The sequence below is a fragment of the Lysinibacillus sp. VIII_CA genome, from assembly GCF_049943995.1.
GTDB lineage: Bacteria > Bacillota > Bacilli > Bacillales_A > Planococcaceae > Lysinibacillus > Lysinibacillus pinottii.
The window spans coordinates 50725-70852 of record NZ_JBNFXM010000010.1 but is presented as its reverse complement, the minus strand read 5'-3'; the positions used below and the strand labels follow the sequence as shown (position 1 = coordinate 70852).

Annotated in this window: 20 protein-coding genes and 1 pseudogene; 7 read left to right on the top strand and 14 right to left on the bottom strand. The window is 37.5% G+C overall.

The features are described from left to right. Window positions 1–56: 56 nt before the first annotated feature. Complete coding sequence (locus tag ACP3VS_RS14660; RefSeq protein ID WP_012295225.1) at window positions 57–1028, top strand: 4-hydroxy-3-methylbut-2-enyl diphosphate reductase; 972 nt, start codon at window positions 57–59, stop codon at window positions 1026–1028. A 47-nt stretch (window positions 1029–1075) separates the two neighbouring features. Here the strand turns inward: ACP3VS_RS14660 and ACP3VS_RS14655 are convergent, their stop codons facing one another. Both ACP3VS_RS14655 and ACP3VS_RS14650 read right to left on the bottom strand, forming a co-directional pair. Continuing rightward, window positions 1076–1777 (bottom strand): response regulator, encoded by a 702-nt coding sequence (locus ACP3VS_RS14655; protein ID WP_012295226.1) that lies wholly within the window; start codon window positions 1775–1777, stop codon window positions 1076–1078. A gap of 27 nt (window positions 1778–1804) precedes the next feature. Continuing rightward, window positions 1805–3385: a sensor histidine kinase gene (locus ACP3VS_RS14650; RefSeq protein ID WP_031417016.1), complete on the bottom strand. Its 1581-nt coding sequence runs from the start codon at window positions 3383–3385 to the stop codon at window positions 1805–1807. A 112-nt stretch (window positions 3386–3497) separates the two neighbouring features. On the opposite strand from ACP3VS_RS14650, the gene ACP3VS_RS14645 reads away from it, so the two are divergent. The 3 genes from ACP3VS_RS14645 to ACP3VS_RS14635 all read left to right on the top strand — a co-directional run bounded on the left by ACP3VS_RS14645 (window position 3498) and on the right by ACP3VS_RS14635 (window position 6992). Next, entirely contained in the window at window positions 3498–4547 is a 1050-nt protein-coding gene (locus ACP3VS_RS14645) for a TRAP transporter substrate-binding protein (RefSeq protein ID WP_031417018.1), read from the top strand. Between the two features lie 264 nt (window positions 4548–4811). Continuing rightward, window positions 4812–6071 (top strand): dicarboxylate/amino acid:cation symporter, encoded by a 1260-nt coding sequence (locus ACP3VS_RS14640; protein WP_012295229.1) that lies wholly within the window; start codon window positions 4812–4814, stop codon window positions 6069–6071. A gap of 384 nt (window positions 6072–6455) precedes the next feature. Then, the gene (locus ACP3VS_RS14635; RefSeq protein ID WP_012295231.1) at window positions 6456–6992 is read left to right on the top strand and encodes a tubby C-terminal domain-like protein; all 537 of its coding nucleotides are present in this window, start codon (window positions 6456–6458) and stop codon (window positions 6990–6992) included. A 66-nt stretch (window positions 6993–7058) separates the two neighbouring features. Here the strand turns inward: ACP3VS_RS14635 and ACP3VS_RS14630 are convergent, their stop codons facing one another. Next, window positions 7059–7682 (bottom strand): hypothetical protein, encoded by a 624-nt coding sequence (locus ACP3VS_RS14630; RefSeq protein WP_012295232.1) that lies wholly within the window; start codon window positions 7680–7682, stop codon window positions 7059–7061. Between the two features lie 229 nt (window positions 7683–7911). On the opposite strand from ACP3VS_RS14630, the gene ACP3VS_RS14625 reads away from it, so the two are divergent. Beyond that, window positions 7912–8091, top strand: coding sequence for a hypothetical protein (locus tag ACP3VS_RS14625; RefSeq protein ID WP_012295233.1), 180 nt, complete (start codon window positions 7912–7914; stop codon window positions 8089–8091). Between the two features lie 109 nt (window positions 8092–8200). Here ACP3VS_RS14625 and ACP3VS_RS14620 read toward each other — a convergent pair whose 3' ends face one another. Beyond that, a complete protein-coding gene (locus ACP3VS_RS14620) occupies window positions 8201–8740 on the bottom strand; it encodes an NADPH-dependent FMN reductase (RefSeq protein ID WP_012295234.1) in 540 nt (179 codons plus the stop codon). Between the two features lie 225 nt (window positions 8741–8965). Beyond that, on the bottom strand, window positions 8966–9214 hold the full coding sequence (locus tag ACP3VS_RS14615) for a DUF2164 domain-containing protein (RefSeq protein ID WP_012295235.1): 249 nt from the start codon (window positions 9212–9214) through the stop codon (window positions 8966–8968). Between the two features lie 126 nt (window positions 9215–9340). On the opposite strand from ACP3VS_RS14615, the pseudogene ACP3VS_RS14610 reads away from it, so the two are divergent. Then, window positions 9341–9620, top strand: a pseudogene (locus tag ACP3VS_RS14610) (IS3 family transposase); the annotation flags it as partial. Window positions 9621–9679: 59 nt separating this feature from the next. On the opposite strand, the gene ACP3VS_RS14605 reads toward ACP3VS_RS14610, so the two are convergent. The 9 genes from ACP3VS_RS14605 to ACP3VS_RS14565 form a co-directional block, all read right to left on the bottom strand. Beyond that, window positions 9680–9904, bottom strand: coding sequence for a hypothetical protein (locus ACP3VS_RS14605; RefSeq protein ID WP_012295236.1), 225 nt, complete (start codon window positions 9902–9904; stop codon window positions 9680–9682). A gap of 15 nt (window positions 9905–9919) precedes the next feature. Next, window positions 9920–11041, bottom strand: coding sequence for a Nif3-like dinuclear metal center hexameric protein (locus ACP3VS_RS14600; RefSeq protein WP_036164220.1), 1122 nt, complete (start codon window positions 11039–11041; stop codon window positions 9920–9922). Beyond that, window positions 11042–11734 carry a tRNA (adenine(22)-N(1))-methyltransferase gene (locus ACP3VS_RS14595; RefSeq protein ID WP_031417022.1) on the bottom strand — a complete coding sequence of 231 codons (693 nt, stop codon included), beginning with the start codon at window positions 11732–11734 and terminating at the stop codon, window positions 11042–11044. It abuts the gene before it with no gap. A gap of 164 nt (window positions 11735–11898) precedes the next feature. Then, window positions 11899–12258, bottom strand: a complete 360-nt coding sequence (cccA, locus tag ACP3VS_RS14590; RefSeq protein WP_012295240.1) for a cytochrome c550 — start codon at window positions 12256–12258, stop codon at window positions 11899–11901. A 312-nt stretch (window positions 12259–12570) separates the two neighbouring features. Then, complete coding sequence (locus ACP3VS_RS14585) at window positions 12571–13134, bottom strand: hypothetical protein (RefSeq protein ID WP_036162150.1); 564 nt, start codon at window positions 13132–13134, stop codon at window positions 12571–12573. 232 nt (window positions 13135–13366) lie between these two features. Then, window positions 13367–14494 (bottom strand): RNA polymerase sigma factor RpoD, encoded by a 1128-nt coding sequence (gene rpoD, locus ACP3VS_RS14580; protein ID WP_012295242.1) that lies wholly within the window; start codon window positions 14492–14494, stop codon window positions 13367–13369. A gap of 32 nt (window positions 14495–14526) precedes the next feature. After that, on the bottom strand, window positions 14527–16359 hold the full coding sequence (gene dnaG / locus ACP3VS_RS14575; RefSeq protein ID WP_012295243.1) for a DNA primase: 1833 nt from the start codon (window positions 16357–16359) through the stop codon (window positions 14527–14529). 207 nt (window positions 16360–16566) lie between these two features. Further along, on the bottom strand, window positions 16567–17379 hold the full coding sequence (locus ACP3VS_RS14570; RefSeq protein ID WP_008178459.1) for a pyruvate, water dikinase regulatory protein: 813 nt from the start codon (window positions 17377–17379) through the stop codon (window positions 16567–16569). Between the two features lie 17 nt (window positions 17380–17396). Further along, window positions 17397–18029, bottom strand: coding sequence for a helix-turn-helix transcriptional regulator (locus tag ACP3VS_RS14565; protein ID WP_008178461.1), 633 nt, complete (start codon window positions 18027–18029; stop codon window positions 17397–17399). A gap of 679 nt (window positions 18030–18708) precedes the next feature. Here ACP3VS_RS14565 and ACP3VS_RS14560 point away from each other — a divergent pair. Then, window positions 18709–20094, top strand: a complete 1386-nt coding sequence (locus tag ACP3VS_RS14560; RefSeq protein ID WP_012295244.1) for a glycine--tRNA ligase — start codon at window positions 18709–18711, stop codon at window positions 20092–20094. Window positions 20095–20128: the final 34 nt, after the last annotated feature.

Genomic DNA, 20128 nt, shown 5'->3' with positions numbered 1-20128 from the left:
TCGCCGCCCCTGTCCGTTATAATGTAGATAGGTAAAGCTTGAAAGGAGTCACAACCATGCAAGTATTAAAAATTAATCCACGTGGCTATTGCTACGGTGTTGTTGATGCGATGGTCATCGCACGAAACGCCGCACTCGATAAAACATTACCAAGACCTATCTACATTTTAGGAATGATTGTCCATAATAAACATGTCACAGACGCGTTCGAAGAAGATGGTATCATCACTTTAGACGGCGATAATCGCTTAGAAATTATCGAACAAGTTGAATCTGGTACTGTGATTTTCACAGCACATGGTGTTTCACCTGAAATTCGTGACATTGCGAAGCGTAAAGGCCTAGTGTCCATTGATGCTACATGTCCTGATGTAACAGTTACCCACGATTTAATTCGTGAAAAATCTGCAGAAGGCTATGATATTATTTATATTGGGAAAAAAGGACATCCGGAACCTGAGGGTGCCATTGGCGTTGCACCTGATCATGTCCATTTAGTTCAATCTTCCAATGATATTGATTCGTTAAATTTAACGAATGATAAGTTGCTTGTCACAAATCAAACGACAATGAGCCAATGGGATGTTGCCCATTTAATGGATAGTTTAAAAGAAAAGTTCCCACATATTGAGGTACACAAAGAGATTTGTTTAGCTACTCAAGTCCGTCAAGAAGCTGTCGCTCAGCAGGCAGGAGAAGCGGATCTATTGATTGTTGTAGGCGACCCTAAATCGAATAACTCCAATCGTTTAACGCAAGTTTCTGTTGAAATCGCTGGAACACCTTCCTATCGTATTGCGGACGTTTCAGAGCTTAAAATAGATTGGTTAAAAGGAATTAATAAAGTTGCTGTTACAGCAGGAGCTTCAACACCAACACCTATTGTCAAAGAGGTCATTTCATTCTTGGATCAATTTGATGAAAATGATCCATCCACACATGTTATCAAACGTACGGTGACATTAGATAAAATTCTACCGAAGATTAAAACACCTAAACCAGTCGATAAGATTATGCCCCATAAATGACGATAAAAAAATCCTGATTGTTATTATCACAATCAGGATTTTTTTCTTTATTTACTAAAATAATAGTTTATCGGACGACCAATTCCACCATAATGGACATCCATCGTAATTTTTTCCTGTTTCTCTAAATAATCTAAATATCTTCTAGCTGTAACTCGGGCAATCCCGACCCCACTCGCTACATCTTCTGCTGATGCGCCATCTACCGATTGCAAAAAGTGCACCACCTTATCAAGGGTTGTACGATTAAAGCCTTTCGGAAGGTTTTTTTCTGTTTGTAACAAGATAGTCTGTTCCAAAGGTTTTTGCCCATCGCGATAATGGAATAATTGATCCAATTCGCCTTGTGTTAGCTCGCGTTCCGTTTGCGTTTGTTTTTTAAAGTGTAAATAATTTTCTAGGGTCCCTTTGACACGTTCAAAGGAAAAGGGTTTCATAATATAATCAAAGACACCTAGGTGTAGTACTTGTTTCACCGTGTCCATATCATTCGCAGCCGTAACAGTGATGACATCTACTGGTAAGTCCAGCTCGCGTATTTTACGTAAACTAGTGATGCCATCTTGCTCCGGCATAAATATATCCATAAATACTAAGTCAGGCTGATGTTGACGAATTTGCGTAACCCCATCTAAGCCATTTGATGCTTGTCCAATCACTTGAAATTGATCTACCTTTTCAATAAATTGTCGATTTACCTCACGCACCATTGGATCATCCTCAATTAATAATACCTTAATTTTTACCACTATCAGCCCTCCATTCCAAATTAATGCTTACGCATAGTAAAACGTTATTAAAAAACTAGTCCCTTTATTTGGTTCACTGATGACTTCGATATCACCTTGTCCTTTTTCAACAATCTCTTTTATTAAAAATAGCCCTATGCCTCGGTAATTTTTCTCTTTTGTTGAATAGCCATTGTCAAAAATATGACTCTTGATCTCATCTGTCATGCCAACACCATTATCCGTCACAAGAATGGCTAATACATCCTCATCCTCATCGACAGAAACATGAATGACCTTCTCCTCCACCTGAGTATCCCTTAATGCATCAAAGGCATTTTCTATTAAATTCCCAAATAGAATGACGAAATCATGATGATCTAAATTAGGTGGAAAGGATGTTAAGCGACTTTCACGGTCAATTTCCAATCGAATCCCTTGTTCTTTGGCATAGGAAATTTTACTAAGCAATAGCCCTGAAATATTTTCATTTTTAATGCGTTCATTTAAAAAGTTAGTAATTTCATCATGTTCTTCCTTTACCTGTGTCAAGTAGGATAATGCCTGATCATGATGTCCAAGTTGTAAAAGCCCAGCTATCGTATGCAATTTATTTTTATGCTCATGAGTTTGAACACGAAGCGCTTGGACAAATGCTCGTACTCCTGTCAGTTCTTCAGCAAGCCTTTTCACTTCTGTACGATCTTTAAACATAGCCACTGCTCCCACAGTTTCTCCATTTACCTGTATGGGGATACGATTACTCATAATACTATGATCATTTATATATAGCTCACGGTTAAATAGTGGCTGATCAAGCTCTAAAATTTCAGGTAGCCTTGTATCCGGTAGGACGTGAAATATTTTCTGACCAATTAATTTGGATGGCTTTTCGTGAACCCCGAGTATTACACAGGCTTTCTCGTTAAAAATGGTAATGGTCAAATCATTATCGATGGCAATAATACCTTCATGCATCGCATTAAAGGTTTCCGTTCGTTCAACATACATTTTGGCAATTTCATGGGGCTCTAATCCAAACATTTGCTTTTTCATATGAAGCCCTAATGTTCGCGCACCCCATACGCTAAAGATTAGTGATAATAGTAACGTAATGATAAGCTCGGTCTGCATCGATTGCAGTAATTCCGCCACCGTCAAAACACTATATCCAACGACCGTAACACCAATTTGTTGTCCTTGATTGTTCATGATTGGTACAAACGCGCGAACCATGTTACCATGCTCCCCATGCGCGATTGATGTATAATAATGTTCAGAAAAAGCGGCATTTAAATCAGCCGATTGCGAAATGCTTCCAAGTTCCTCCCTGTTAGGGTGAGAATATTTCCGTCTTTTCGTATCCAAAACAACAATATATTGAGCACCATTTATATCTCGGATTTCTTCAACTACAGGGTTAATATGTTGTATGGCCATTTCCATGTTTTCATGGGCAATATAGGTTTTGATTTCGGGAAGCTGCGAGACTGTTTTAGCGACTAGTAACGCTTGGTCACTAAGCTTGCTCTTTTGCTCATTCATTACATATCCCAACAAAAAAGTACCACCAATACTAAAGGAAAGCATAAGAATAAAAAAAGTTAGCGACATAATTTTTCTTTGCATCGATAACTTCTGAAATTTCAAGATGCTCGCCTCCCCCCTACTATATTTTAGCTTACTCCATATGTTAGAATAACAAAAACAATAGAAAATACGAATTAATTGGGTGTATTCAATGAAAAAATTTATTATTGGAACGATTGTAACTGTCTTAATTTTAGTGATCACTATTAGTGTTCAACAAGGTTTACTTTTTGCTAAGCCGCTTCCCTACGATGATGAGCAGAAGGGATTAGACACACAGATTACCATCCATTTAAGTCATGTAGTAGCTGAAAATACGCCAAAAGGACAGGCTGCCAATAAATTTGCTGAATTAGTAGAAGAAAAGACAAAAGGGAAGGTCAAAGTACATGTTTACTCCAATTCCTCTTTATTTAATGATGAAAATGAGTTTCAAGCTTTGCAAAAGGGAGAAGTCGAAATGATTATCCCTACCTTTTCTAAAATGACCACGTATGTACCGAATTGGCAAGTTCTTGACTTACCCTACCTGTTTAATACAAATGAAGAAGTACAAGAAGTTCTGACAGGAATGATAGGTGATCAATTATTAAACGAGCTAGAAGCTATTCATATTAAAGGACTCGGCTTTTGGTACAACGGCTTTAAACATCTAACCTCTGTTGATCACCCCATTCATACATTTGAAGATTTACAGGGTTTACGCATCCGCACAATGCCTAGCAAAACATTGGAAAAGCAATTTGAAGTATTGAAAGCAACACCTATCCCGATTTCCTTTAGTGAGGTTTATACAGACCTAGAGAAACATGCCATTGATGCACAGGAAAATACAGCGTCAAATATTTATTCAAAAGGCTTCTACAAGGTTCAAAAACATATGACCATCACACAGCATGGTATTTTAGGATATGCGGTATTAATGAATGAAAACTTTTGGGATTCCTTACCCGTGAAAATTCAACATCAATTAGTGGAGGCTATGAAGGAAACAACAGATTGGCAGTTTGAACAGGCTGCCCGTATGAATGAACAAGATATGTTAAAGCTCAAACAGCAAGATGATTTTGATGTTTCTACAATGAGTCTCAAGGAAAGACAGCGCTTTAAGGAGCAACTCGCCCCTGTCTATGATTTTTATAGGGCTCAACTACAAAATGATTCCATTTTGACGGAGATTGAAAAAATTGTTGCACCCTAATACTTTTGTTCATTAATGATAGATCCTTACTTTTCGTAGGGATCTTTTCTTTTGTATTATAATAGATTCCTAAAAATCAAAACTACTATAAAACAGCTTAAAACCATTGCTATTACTGCATTTACCATCCCTATCATTGAAAAATGAACAAAATGAACAATAGAAACATTACGGTCATAAAAACTATTGTCGGAAAATTTCAGCTATGATAACGACATGAAAGCGTTCACACAATCTTCATAGATGTTGTAGGGGGAGAATTATATGCGTATAAATTTCAAAAACTTAACAGTACAAGTATTGATTGCTATTGTACTAGGAATTATAGTAGGTGCTACGTTCCCAGAATTTGGAGCAAAGCTAAAAATATTAGCGGATATATTTATTAAACTTATTAAAATGTTAATAGCACCAATTATCTTCTTAACAGTTGTAATTGGAATTGGTAGTATGGGAGATGTCAAAAAGGTAGGGAAAATTGGGGGAAAAGCCTTAATCTATTTTGAAATTGTTTCCACATTTGCCTTAGCGATTGGACTTATAGTTGTCAATATTGTAAAACCAGGTAAAGGTTTTAATACGGAAGCTGCCAATGGAGCAGATGTCTCTCAATATACAGACGCGGCGGCGGCAGAGCACGGTCTGGGTGCATTTATTATGCAAATTATCCCTGATAATGTTGTGGGTGCTCTCGCAAATGGTGAATTATTACCTGTCTTATTCTCAGCCGTATTATTTGGTTTAGCAGCAGCAGCGATTGGAGAACCAGCTAAACCAGTTATTAAATTTTTTGAGCAAGTTGCGGATATCTTCTTTAAAATCGTTAATATGGTCATGAAAGTTTCTCCTATTGGCGCATTTGGTGCCATGAGTTATACAATCGGAAACTTTGGACTTAAATCTCTTGGCAACTTAGGATTTTTAATGCTATCCGTCTATATCACAATGTTTATTTTTATCGTTGTTATTATAGGGGCCATTACACGCTACTTTGGATTTAGTATTTTTAAATTTATTAAATACATTAAAGATGAAATTTTCATCGTGATTGGTACATCTTCTTCTGAATCAGCATTGCCTTCCATGATGCGTAAATTAGAAAACTACGGCTGTTCTAAACAAGTTGTGGGACTAGTTATACCAACAGGTTATTCGTTTAACTTAGATGGAACATCCATATACTTATCGATGGCAGCTATATTTATTGCCCAAGCTTACGGGGTTGATTTAGATATTTGGCATCAAATCACATTACTAGCCATTCTAATGCTTACATCTAAAGGGGCTGCTGGCGTAACCGGCTCTGGGTTTATCACACTTGCTGCTACATTAGCGGCATTCCCGATGATTCCCGTAGAAGGGATTGCATTATTAATCGGGGTTGACCGATTCATGTCCGAAGCCCGAGCTGTTACCAATCTAATTGGTAATGGTGTGGCGACAGTGGTCGTTTCAAAAATGGAGAAGGAATTTGACACAGAGCAGGAAAAGCGGGCTCTCTCAGGTCAAATCGCGCAATCTTAAATAGTTAAAAAGGCTACTGAAAGCGAGATACTTGTCTCTCTTTAGTAGCCTTTTATATAGTCCATTTTTAGAAATTCATAGACACCACCATTTCCTTGCATATAGGTATGGTCATCATGCTAAAATAAGCAACTAATTCGTGTTTTGTTGTGACAGCAAAAATAGAATTCCCTCTTATATTCGTATTGAGAAATGCTTGTAAATCCTCCTGATCAGCCTTCATATCATAGAAAGAATAGTCGCCATTATAATGCCAGTTATAGGCAATATCTTCGCTTGTTCTTGTGTAATTGTTTGAAATCGATAGTTCAAAACTTCCCCTTCTGTCATTTTGTGAAACCTCCTGGATGACCTACTCGTATATATAATGAATGGAGGTTCTTTATGGCAACATTTACACTTACCTATCCAAAGGGCTTTAAAAGCTTTTCCGCTATTCCAATTATGAATGAACACAACGAAACAGTGTGTATGCTTCAAAAAGTAGAACGTTCTTCTACTGGAAAAGTTTTAAACGCCGTATTATTAGTCGCGACACAGCAAACTTTACCCTATCGTTATGAAACACGTACAACTCTAGGTGCCCCGCTTTTTCAAGTACAATCTACTCTATTAACAAAAGGGGTTAGTCATCAGCTCGTTATGCCTGATGGTAGCATCATACCGATTGTCCGAAAAACAGTTCAATTATTAGAATCCTCTTACACCTTTACAATGGACAACTTGGCATTTCGTTTTGAGAAGGATTTTACTTCTACCGCCTATTTATATTGTAATGATGTGAAAATTGCGAGTGCAAGCCCAATAGAGACTGAGCTCATACGGACGGGACTTATGTTTAAACTTTTCCAAGCTGACGACATGCACTTTGTTGCACTACTGGCAACACTCTATCAAGCTCTATTTGCCATGAATAATTAATGTAGATTCCCATAAATAAATTACCTAGCAAAAAAGAAGGCATCTAGATTATAGTCTCGATGCTTTTCAATTAATTTTTTCTCGTTCCTCATTTAGTATATGAATGATATAGGAATCACTTTGATTCACATTTGTTTGGACAATCTTTTTTACTGCCCCTTCCATCTTAGTCGCTAATTGAAGTGCCTCCTCATTGTCACCATTTATAGTTGTTTGAATCGTAATGGTTGTACGATTCTCTAGTATTAAGTATTCATATACATCAAATGCCTGTAACCCTTTAATTAAATCTTCGATTAATAGATTAATATCATTGCCTATCGTTTTATTACCATCGAGCAAAGTAGTAAATTCCCATCTTTCAAAAACAATGGAATAATCCTTTAATGCCGAAGTTTTTAAAGCGCTTTTAGCAATAGCCTCCATGTCTTTTTTAACCGACTGTACATACTCTTCTCCTCCTACAATTTGGATGACCAATTCCTTGTCCGCAGTTGTTTTAACATCAATACCAACGTATTTTTCAAGGAGCTTATCTTTCAATAGTGATAAACTCAGCTCTTCTTTCGTAATAATTGGACCTTTCTCGATATTCGCTTCCACAGGCTTGCCATCTACATATTTATTAAACAGGATGATGATCGCGATAATGACCAGCATTAATCCTGTAACGACTCCAATCCGTTTCACATGAAATCCCCCCTGTTAGGAAGGTATGAACTCTGCAAATACAATATTCACCGTTTTCTATCACTGTTTTATAGTTACTATGCTATGGACCATTTCTGGTATTGCTAAATTTCTCTCACATATTCCGGAACACGAAATAAATTTGCTATGTTTTGTCCTTTCTGTGTCATGATTCTAAAATAGGAGTACACTAAAGGGGTAGTAATTCTATATTTTTGGAGGGTTTTATATGGATGCAAAAGCAGCGGAAATTAAAAATATTATGACCTTGAATCTACTCGTACAAATTTTAAAAGAACGTGGCATTATGACGGATAAGGAATTAAAGGAACGTCTCTCAAATACGGTCAAGCTATCCTCTATGGATGCAGATTTGAAAGAAAAGGTTATCGAAGAAATCGAACATTAATAGGAAAAAACAACCGCTTCCATGCTGTGAATATAGCTGAAAGCGGCTGTCTATATGATTGTTTTAAATAAAACGAATGTATACGTTTAAGATACCTATTGCCTCAAAATTAAGAACGAATTGTTTTTAAAGCTGTTGACCAAGGAATTAGCTGATCTAACATTTGATGGACGGAATCTGCCTGCACCTCTTTTGGCTTAAAGACCGAGCCGTTTTCAAAATCAGTAAATAAAGATAAAGCAGGATGAACTCGCACATCGGCAACTAGTAATTCTCCTAGAATCCCTCGTAAATGCTCCGCAGCACGTGCTCCTCCAACTGAACCATAGGAAACGATACCTGCGGCTTTATTGTTCCATTCTACTCGTAAAAAGTCTAATGCATTTTTTAGTGCACCTGTGATTGAATGGTTATACTCAGCCACAATAAAGACAAAGCCGTCACATGCGGCTACTTTCTCTGACCATATAGCTACTCCAGAAGTATCTCCTCCCGGCTCACCAAGAAACGGTAATTTAAAATCAGCGATATCAATTATTTCATATTCCGCATCACGACGTTTTTCAGCAACTTCCTTTACCCACGCTCCAACTTGTGGGCTAACACGACCTTCTCGCGTACTTCCTAAAATAATACCGATTTTTAACATATGATCCTCCTCGTTTTCCCATTCATTTTGTGTGAATCATCGTCATTCCCTGTACGCCAAACAACACTCGTAACCATTTTGGTCAGGTACATACAGTATTATTCATGACCTTTATGTTGTAGTCGCTAGTAATATTTTGAATTAAATAATCTTTAATTCAAAATTAAATTACCATATTTCTTTATTTTCTGTCAATTATTAAAATTTGAGGCTTTTTTTACTAGCTTACTTTAATTTAATGGGCTGCTCCAGTGCCTCTAATTCTTCTTCCATGGAGGTAAATTGTCTTTCCACTACATATTTTGCGTCAGATACTGCTGCGTTATAAATATATGGGGCGATATTTTCCTTGATAAAATCTAACACACGTTCTGCTTCAAATTCAGTAATATCTTCATCACGATGAGTATAGAAAAATCGCTGAATATCAGCTAGAATCATTTCTTGCTGCTCTTTAGATAAACGAATAAACAAGGCCTATCTCTCCATTTCTACTAATTGATTTCATGCTCATCTTATCATTTTCTATCTATTCTTTGCATACAAAAAGGCTGAACACTACCTAGTGAACTGACCCCCTTCGGGTTAGCAAGGTTATCTTTACACAGCTATCAGGGGTCGGTTTATACTTCAGCAGCGTACCAACAAGCAATCCAAGCAAAGGGCATTACCATGAGCATGTCCTGTAAAGGAACGCCCGCTGATAATACCCCCATTGAATCGTTTCATGCGACACTCAAAGCAGAAACGTTTTATCTCGACAGATTAACTCGAACTACAACGCATTGTAGTTCAAACCGTAAGAGATTATAACAATACTCAAATTCAATTGAAATTAAACAACCAGTCTCCAATTAATGATCGGAAACTGGTTGGGTGATGCTTTTTTGAGACTGTCTTACTTATGAGGTTCAGTCCCTAGTAATGTTCAACCTTTTATTATTGTTTACATTCAAATGAATAACTCGTGGAAAGGAAGTTTTTTTCCTTTGATATAATGGCTTGACCGCCATCATCTTCACATTGTTCGGTCATGGCATCCATTTTCTTTTCATTCATCATATTCGTCATAATCGTCATGCCTATACCAAAAACAGCGATAAATAAACCGATTATAATCCACAGTTTACCAGCCTTATTGCCAGCAGGTCTTTCATTAGTCACATCTATTCCCCTCGCTTACACAAATAAAAATGGTTCTGTATTGATTGTTGATTGTACAAATTCAACCTCATATTTTTTATCCGCACATAGCTTCGTCATTTTTTCCGCTACTCCTGCAATCATCACTTTTTCGACATGATGACCTGGATCGACAATTTGCAGATCTATTGCTTGGGCATCCTGTGCTGTATGGAAGTACATATCTCCCGTTAAAAAAACATCTGCCCCTGCACGTTTTGCTGCATAAATATATTTATTACCATCTCCACCAACAAGTGCAATCTTCTTAATCTTTGACTGTAAATCACCTACGACACGAACCGCTGGAACCTGTAGCTGCTGCTTCACGTACTCTGCGAATTGATGTAAGGTCATTTCCTTAGATAAGTAACCTACACGCCCTAATCCCATACTATTCGTTTGCTGATCAAGTCGAATTACATCATAGGCTGGCTCTTCATAAGGATGGCTAATAAGCATGGCCTTTAAAACGCGGTTTTTGATGGATTCAGGAAATACGACTTCTACCTTAACTTCCTCTTCAACATGTAATTCACCAATAGTGCCAACGAATGGATTTGCACCTGCTAACGCCCGGAAACGTCCTTCTCCGGCAGTTGTATAACTACATGCTTCATATTCTCCAATGCGCCCTGCTCCAGCTTTTGCTAGCGTCTCGCGTAAATCCTCAGCATTTGCAGACGGGATAAAAACAGCAAGCTTTAAAAGATGTTCTGAGTAAGTTTCTTCTAGTATCGTACGGTCCTGTAGCTGAAGGGCATCTGCAAGTAAATCATTGACTCCACCTTCAGCTACATCTAAATTTGTATGCGCCGCATAAACAGCGATATCATGTTTTATAAGCTTTTCATATAATCGCCCTGCTGGATGGTCTGTACGAATATTTGCGAGACGTCTAAAAATAGGAGGATGATGAGCAATGATTAGCTCACATCCTTTTTCAATGGCCTCATTCGCAACAGCTTCATTGACATCTAAAGTGACTAATACTTTGCTAACAGGTTTATTGAGTGTACCAATCGCTAAACCAATAGGATCATTCTCCATGCAAGCCAGTTTTTTAGGTGACCATGATTCGAACACTTGAATAATTTCTTGACCGTTTACCGTCTTCATTTACAAAACTCCTTCTACTAATTGAATAAGAGCCAATAACTCTGCACGTTTTTCTTCAATTTCAGGTGTTTGTTCTGCATCTTTTATGGATAGTAATACACGTTGCCAATTTTCTTTTTCACGCGTCCATTTTTTTACAAACGCTGGTGCTTTACGTGTGCTTAGTTTTGGACCAAATAAAATCTCTGCTGTCGAAAGCTCCATTTGTGCCCTTTGCAACACAAGAATTTCATAGATTTTATCATCTTCCTCTAAAATCTCTTCATCGAGAATAGCCCAATTATGTGCTAAAGCCCATTCACGGATCACCTTGGCATGAATATTGGGTTGTAAAATAAGACGTGTAACACCTTGCAGCTTTTCAGGATGCTTCTCTAAAATAGAGACAATTAAGGGACCGCCCATTCCTGCAATCGTTACTGTATCCACATGGTCAGTTAATTCTATTGCGGCTAATCCATCTGCGAGACGTACCGTAATTTCATGGTGTAATCCTTCTTTTTGTACTTGTCCCACTGCGGATTCATAGGGCCCAGCTACTACCTCCCCAGCTATCGCTGAAGAAGCTACTCCCTGATGAATTAAATAGCAGGGTAGATAGGCATGGTCACTACCTATATCCGCTACTACCGCTCCTGTGGGAACAAATTTTGCTACAGTTTCTAATCGTTTCGAAAGTTTTTGTGCGTTCATTTTATACCGCCTACCTTAAATAGAGTCCATTACTAGTATGGAGGATGTCGTGAAAAAAAACAAATGGAGTTGTCTCACAATACTCATGTGGACAACCCCATTTCATGATTTTTTGCATTTAAAAAGTAGCTGTACTATTTCAGTACAGCTACTTGTCAGTCATACTATTCTAAAGTAGAAATGTATTCAGCAATAGCTTTTGCTTCTGCTTCAGTTTTCATGTTTGGTTGCATCGGAGTACCTTCGATACCCTTTGTTAAAACCTCAACGATACGGGCTTCATCTAAGCCATGTAGGTTTGGACCCATACTACCAGTTAAATCACCACCGTGACAACCGATACAAGATTGTACTAGTGCTGCACCGTCAGCATTTGCGTCTGTAGTTTCTGTAGTTTCGCCACCGCCCTCTTGTTCAGCAGCAATTTCTTTCTTGTTATCTGCACCTTGTAAAGACATGAAGAAAATAAGACCAATACCAAATGCCAGAATTAAGATGTAAGGAACGACTGGATTGTTTTTCATAAGTTTCCCCTCCTCATTTTAAGTCTACTTCTATTATAATATAGAATCAGTCAACATCTAATATTGTACTTCATTAACAAAGAAACGAAAAGCCCTATTCGCTAAGTTTTCCTTTGTTTGTAACAAATTCGACATTTCTGTATCTATTGGATAAAATATGTCTTGCAAACACCAAATTTTGGTCAATTTCATAGCTTTTTTTTCATACTGTTATCATACCCGTTGCATACATTCATATACTAAAAAAATAAAAAATCTGCACACCATGGAAGTAGTGTGCAAATGTCAATCATTTATAAGTGCAAAAAATTACTATAAATTTATGATATAGTAGCCAATCAGTGCTAGTAATCCTAAAACACCGGAGACCGTGAAATAAAGGAGCTTCATTTTAATACCTGACCAAAGCCAAATAAGACAGTTGGCGGCAATCAAGCAAAATAAAACGATATTATCTCCACTAAAATATGTAGTACACAAACGTATAGACATACTAAATAATAGGATAGCGGCAAGTAAATGATATATAGGAGCTAGTAGATGTTTCTTTTGCGCCATTTGAAACGCAACGATAAATAATATACATGCACTAATACCTATGACAACGGTTAAAATCAATGTGAATGATTTTATTGTAAAATAGATTGCCAAAACAGCTATTATGGCGATACATAGACTTGCTATCAGAAGTATCATTTTTCTTTTTTCAGATGGTAAAATCGCTTGTTTAGGATCTTGCACAGGTTCTAACTCCTCTATATCAGCCCCCTCTGTATAAAGAGCTGCTAAGAAGTCACAATAGTGCTCTGGTAATAGTTTATTTTGCTTCCAAAACAGAATTTCATTGAGAATAATTTTTTTCCGGGGATTCGTCATAATGTTAGCTCCAAACATTGCTTAATAATGGTTGTATTACAATTTTATCTCACACTTTTGGGAAATACATCTGTATAAAGTAGCAAATCTCTCATTTCCTTCATTCTAATTATCTATTATTAGCGAAAACAAGTTTGCGGAATATCGAGGCTAATTACCTTTTCAATGGTATAAAAAAGGAGCTATCCAACTAGGTATTTTTACACTAGTTGGATAGCTCCATCTATTTAAATTATTCTAAGAAGTCTTTTAGACGTTTACTACGAGAAGGGTGGCGTAATTTTCTTAAAGCTTTCGCTTCAATTTGACGAATACGTTCACGTGTTACGCCAAAAACCTTACCTACCTCTTCTAAAGTTCGTGTACGACCATCATCTAAACCAAAACGTAAACGAAGTACGTTTTCTTCACGGTCTGTTAAAGTATCTAGGACATCTTCTAGCTGTTCTTTTAACAATTCATATGCTGCATGGTCAGATGGAGATTGTGCTTCAGAATCCTCAATAAAGTCTCCTAAATGAGAATCATCTTCTTCTCCTATCGGTGTTTCAAGAGATACTGGTTCTTGAGCAATTTTTAAAATTTCGCGTACTTTTTCTGGTGTTAGATCCATTTCTTCACCAATTTCTTCTGGCGAAGGTTCACGGCCAAGATCTTGTAAAAGTTGACGTTGTACACGGATTAATTTATTAATGGTTTCGACCATATGAACCGGAATACGAATGGTACGTGCTTGGTCTGCAATCGCACGCGTAATAGCCTGACGAATCCACCATGTAGCGTAAGTAGAGAATTTAAAACCTTTGCGGTAATCAAATTTTTCAACGGCCTTAATCAGCCCCATATTCCCTTCTTGAATTAAATCAAGGAATAGCATTCCACGACCTACATAACGTTTAGCGATAGATACTACCAGACGTAAGTTTGCTTCTGCAAGACGTTTACGTGCTTCTTCATCACCTTGTTCAATACGCTCAGCAAGTTTGATTTCTTGCTCTGCAGATAGTAAATCAACTCGACCGATTTCTTTTAAATACATCCGTACAGGGTCATTGATTTTAACACCCGGTGGTACACTCAAATCATTTAAGTCGAAAGTCTCTTCGTTTGCTTCTTCTTTCATTAGACTTTCTTCTTCAAATTCTTCTTTTCCAATAATTTGAATGTCTTTATGCTTTTCAAGATCCTCAGCAAAATGGAAAATTTCTTCGTTTTCCAATTCATAAGGTGTTAGTTTCTCTGAAATTTCTTTCATAGAAATTTCACCCTCTGTTTTTGCCTTTTCTTGTAGGAATTTTTTTGCATCATCTAATGTAATTTCTACTTCTATCTCTTTTGAACGTTCTGACTTGTCCGCCATAAACCTTCCTCCTTCTAAACAACCGAATCGGGTTAAATCGCCGATAACGATTTTCTTAAATGAATAATCTGTTGGGCGATTTCAAGTGCACGTGCATACTCATGCATCTTCTCCGCTTCCTTTGACTCATGCATCTTTTGATAAATTTCTTGCTCAATTCTATATTTTTGAAGCTGACGGATTGAGTCCACAACCTCTGCCTCTGCTTGATCAGGATCTCGCTCGACTAAAGCCGCTTCCATAACAATCTTCCGTAATTCAGCGTCATCCAAAATCTCCATAAAGCGTTGATAATCAGGATGACCATATTCCTCATAAAATCCTACTAAGCGAACAAAAACAGCCATATAAGCATCTCGTACAAATGGCTCTTTTTGCTCACTCCGTAATACCCTGTCCACTACATCTATATTATGAAGCATATGGGCCAGTAATAAACGTTCGGCACGTTCAGCTGCATCCATAGGCTTTTGTTGTTGCGTGACTGGCATTGAAGGCATTTGTGTCGGCATTTCTGGTTTTGCAGAACGTACCTGATTAGCCTCCAGCTTTCGGAATTGGGCATAAATGGCTTCTTCCGAGATATTTGTTTCATTTGATAGCTGTCGTATATACAAATCTCGTTCAACTGGCGAAGATCTACCTGTGAGCTGTTCAAGGACTTCTTGTATATATTGAAGCGTATCATTTTCAAATTGAAAGTTCTTATTTCGTCTAGCATGCATCATCATAAAAGCAATATACGCATGAGGGTTTTCCAAAATTTGTTCCTTAAATGCTTGTCCGCCTAACGTGCGAATATATTCATCAGGGTCCAACTTTTCTGGTAACACAGCAATATCTACTTTCATGCGCTCCGTATGCAAAAGCTGTGCCGCTCTTTTCGCTGCATCAAATCCAGCATTATCACCATCATAGCAAATCGTAACTTGCTCAACTAAGCGCTTTAGCTTTGTGATATGCTGATTTGTTAGGGAAGTACCCATTGTTGCTACGGCATTCATAACACCTACAGAGTTAGCTGCTAATACATCCATAAAACCTTCCATCAATACTACTTGACGATTTTTTCTGATAGAAGTTCGTGCTTTATCTAGGTTATAGAGCACTTCACTTTTTTGAAATATTGGTGATTCTGGGCTATTTAAATATTTCGCTTCCTCACCCGTTGATGAAAGTATTCGTCCTGAGAAGGCAATAATTTTACCATTCTCATCTCGAATCGGGAACATGATCCTTCCTCTAAAACGATCAAAATAACGTTCTTCTCCCTCTCGCTTAATAATTAACCCACTTTCCGCCATTTCTTGTAAGTTATAACCTTTTCTTTCAAGCAATATTGTTAATGCGTCAAAGCTGGGGAGAGACCAACCAATGTTATTAGATTCTATAAGCTCCCTTGTAAATCCTCTTTCTAGCAAATAATTTAAAGGTTCTTCGCCATCCTCTGTATTTAACAGTAGATGGTGGAAAAAATCTGCTGTAAAAGCGTGTGCTTCTTTCATCCTTTCTTCCGCTTTAGAAATCTTTTTTGTTCCTCCAGGAAAAGTTGGCTCAACATCTAAATGTATGCCAGCTCGTTCTCCAAGTTTCACAACTGCATCAGGAAAAGATATGCCTTCAATGTCCATTACAAAAGTAATGGCATTACCCCCTGCACCACAACCAAAGCAATGGAAAATTTGCTTGTCCGATGATACAGAAAAAGACGGTGTTTGTTCTCCATGGAATGGACAGAGGCCAAACCAATTTCGCCCACGCTTGGTCAGCTGCATGTATTCACTAATAACATCAACGATATCCGATTGTGTACGAATCTGTTCAATTACTTCCTCTGGAATCTTCCCTGCCAAATCCATCACCATCTTTAATAATTACGTTCTAGAAACACAATTCGCTATTCGTTTTAAAATTCCTTTATTTCTCGACAAAAAATTAGGATTTTTCTCTTATAAATATTTTTACCACAATTTTATTATTATAAAACAAAAATTAGTTTTTATCTATACTAATTTCAAAATCCACTCAAAAAAACCGCCTCTATGAACCGAGGTGGTTTATTTTCGTACAATTTATTTACAAGTCAAAATATGTTCAATGATGGTATTGGCAGTCTCTTCCACAGCTTTATTAGTCACATCAATTACTCGACAGCCTATCTTGCCGACAATTTTTTCAAAATGTTGAATCTCTTCTAAAATACGATTATGTTGTGCATAGATGGCATCATCATTTAATCCAAGAGACATTAATCTTTCTTTCCTTATAGAATTTAACTTCTCAGGAGAAATGATTAATCCGAAACATTTTTTAGGGTCCAACTGTAATAGCTCTTCGGGTGGTTCTACTTCAGGAACTAAAGGGACATTCGCCACCTTATATTTTTTATGTGCTAAATATTGTGAGAGGGGCGTTTTAGATGTTCGGGATACGCCTACCAACACGATATCGGCCTGTAATAATCCACGAGGATCTCGTCCATCATCGTATTTAACTGCAAATTCTATTGCTTCAATTTTTTTAAAATAATCATCGTCAAGCATATGAACAATCCCAGGTGTCTCCAATGGATTTTCTTCCATAAAGGTTGCCATTGATTGTAATGCAGGACCTATTATATCGACAGCATGTATCTTTTCCTGTTCACATAAATCACGTAATAGCTTTCGCATTTCTTGACGAACAAGTGTGTAAACAATAAATGCTTGTTGTTGTGCTGCAAGGAAAACAATCTTACGAATAAGCTCCTCCGATTGAATATGTGGAAATCGTCGGATAACAGTATTCTCTAGACCGGGCCGAAACTGGCTAATCACTGCCTTCGCAACTTGGTCGCCAGTTTCACCAACAGAGTCAGATACAACAAATACGCGTAGTCTTTTCATGCAGCTCTCCTTCAAATTTAGTCATTTTGCGCAAGAGATAAGAAAGCTCGTGTAATCGTTGTTTTTGTAAGACGGCCTATAATCGTCAAACCACCCTCTTGTGGTTCGACTACTGGTAGCGAATCAACTTCTCGTTCAATGAGCTTGTTCGCGGCAACAACCAAAGAATCTGATCTTTCACAGTACGAAATATTAGGCATACGTGTCATAATTATATGTACAGGAATTTTATTTAAATCCTGCGTGCCAATACTTGTACGCAGTAAATCTTTGCGAGATAGTACGCCTGTCAAAAACTCATTCTTATCTACGACAAAGAGTGTACCAACATCTTCTGAAAACATAAAGCAAATTGCATCATAAACCGTCATTGTTTCTGGGACAACTACAGGGCCTGAATGAAAATCCTTTACTTTTAAATTGTGAATACTATCCATCAATGTAACGGATGCCTTTTTCCCTGAATAGAAATAACCAACTCGTGGTCTTGCATCTAAAAATCCCGCCATCGTAAGGATCGCTAAATCTGGTCTTAAAGTCGCTCTAGTCAGATTGAGACGTTCTGCAATATGTTCCCCAGTGATAGGACCGTTTTCTTTCACAATTTGTAAAATGTTTTCCTGACGTTTATTGAGTTCGATTGGACTCACCGCCTCAAATCTAATAGTGTTATACTTATGCTCAATTATTATATACTATAGAATGATAGGTATGCAAAGTATTACACTAATTCTATATAAAAGGTGTTATAATAATGCTTTGTATGATTAAAGCAATAGTTCAATTATACAACAGTCTGTATAAAATAGCAGTAATCTGTGGTGAATTATAGCTGATATGTGTACAGGATTTTAGATTAAGGCTAATTCCTTTCATTTTTTTTATTTGATTTTTGCTATGAAGGCTGCTGTCCTAGTCGGTTAAAAACCAACATCTTCGACCATGATAGTAAAAATACTGGTTTTTAATAATGATTGCGAATCAAAGAACTACATGCTACAATGTTGACACATACGCTTGCTCTATCTTTATATTCGAGCAAATTGCGTTATACAGGCGATGATGGGAAAAAAGTATCTGTTCCATTCAAGAGCGAGTAGAAGATGGTGAAAGTCTACATAGTAACAGAGAAAAGGCACTCCCTGAGCTAACTTTTTGAAAAGAGGTTTTAAACGTTTTGTTTAAAACAATCAGGGTGGAACCGCGGGTATTAGCACTCGTCCCTGGGCATACATTGTGCCCGGAGACGGGTGCTATTTTCATTTAGTCTACACTGAATGAATATCTTTAGCGTTTTACCGCTAACAAAATTTTAAAGGAGGCTATTTTATGGCTAACAAATCAATGGAAACAATTGTATCATTAGCAAAACACCGAGGCTTTGTCTTTCCAGGCTCAGAAATCTACGGTGGTCTAGCAAACACTTGGGATTATGGTCCACTTGGTGTTGAATTAAAAAACAATATTAAAAAAGCTTGGTGGCAAAAATTCGTTCAGGAATCAGAGCACAATGTTGGTATCGATGCTGCCATCCTAATGAACCCAAAAGCTTGGGTGGCTTCTGGTCACGTTGGAAACTTTAATGACCCGATGATCGACTGTAAATCATGTAAGGCACGTCATCGCGCTGATAAAATCATTGAAGACGCAGCGTTAGCAAAAGGCGATGAAATCATTGTTGATGGTATGACATTCGATCAAATGAAAGAAACAATGATTAAATACGATGTAGTATGCCCTGATTGCGGAAAAGCGGATTTCACAGATATTCGTCAATTCAACCTAATGTTTAAAACATTCCAAGGTGTAACGGAGTCTTCTACAAACGAAATTTTCTTACGTCCAGAAACAGCACAAGGTATTTTCGTAAACTTTAAAAATGTTCAACGTTCTATGCGCAAACGCACTCCATTTGGTATTGCACAAATTGGTAAATCCTTCCGAAATGAAATCACACCAGGTAATTTTACTTTCCGTACACGTGAATTCGAACAAATGGAACTTGAATTCTTCTGCAAACCAGGCGAAGATCTTGAATGGCACTCTTATTGGAAAGAATTCTGTAAAAATTGGTTATTAAATCTAGGCATGAAAGAAGATTCTATGCGTCTTCGTGACCACGAGGATGATGAACTGTCTCACTACTCTAACGCGACAACAGATATCGAATTTAAATTCCCATTCGGTTGGGGAGAGCTGTGGGGTATCGCTGACCGTACAGATTATGATTTGAAACAACATATGGAGCATTCAGGTGAAGATTTCACTTATATTGATCCTGTTTCAAATGACCGTTATATTCCATATTGTATCGAACCATCTTTAGGGGCTGACCGTGTGACATTGGCATTCCTATGCGATGCATATGATGAAGAGGAGTTGGAAGGTGACGATAAACGTACTGTTTTACGTTTCCACCCAGCAATTGCACCATTTAAAGCTGCTGTCCTACCTCTTTCTAAAAAATTATCTGATGAAGCTACAGACGTTTGGGCTGAACTTCGCAAAGCCTTCCCAGTTGATTTTGATGAATCACAATCAATCGGTAAACGTTACCGTCGCCAAGATGAGATCGGTACACCATTCTGTATCACATATGATTTTGACTCAAAAGAAGATGGTCAAGTAACAGTACGTCACCGCGATTCTATGACACAAGAACGTATGCCAATTTCAGAAGTGAAAGCATATATTGAAAAACATCTTCAATTCTAATCGTTTTAAATAATAAGGAGGGGGTCGCCATTGT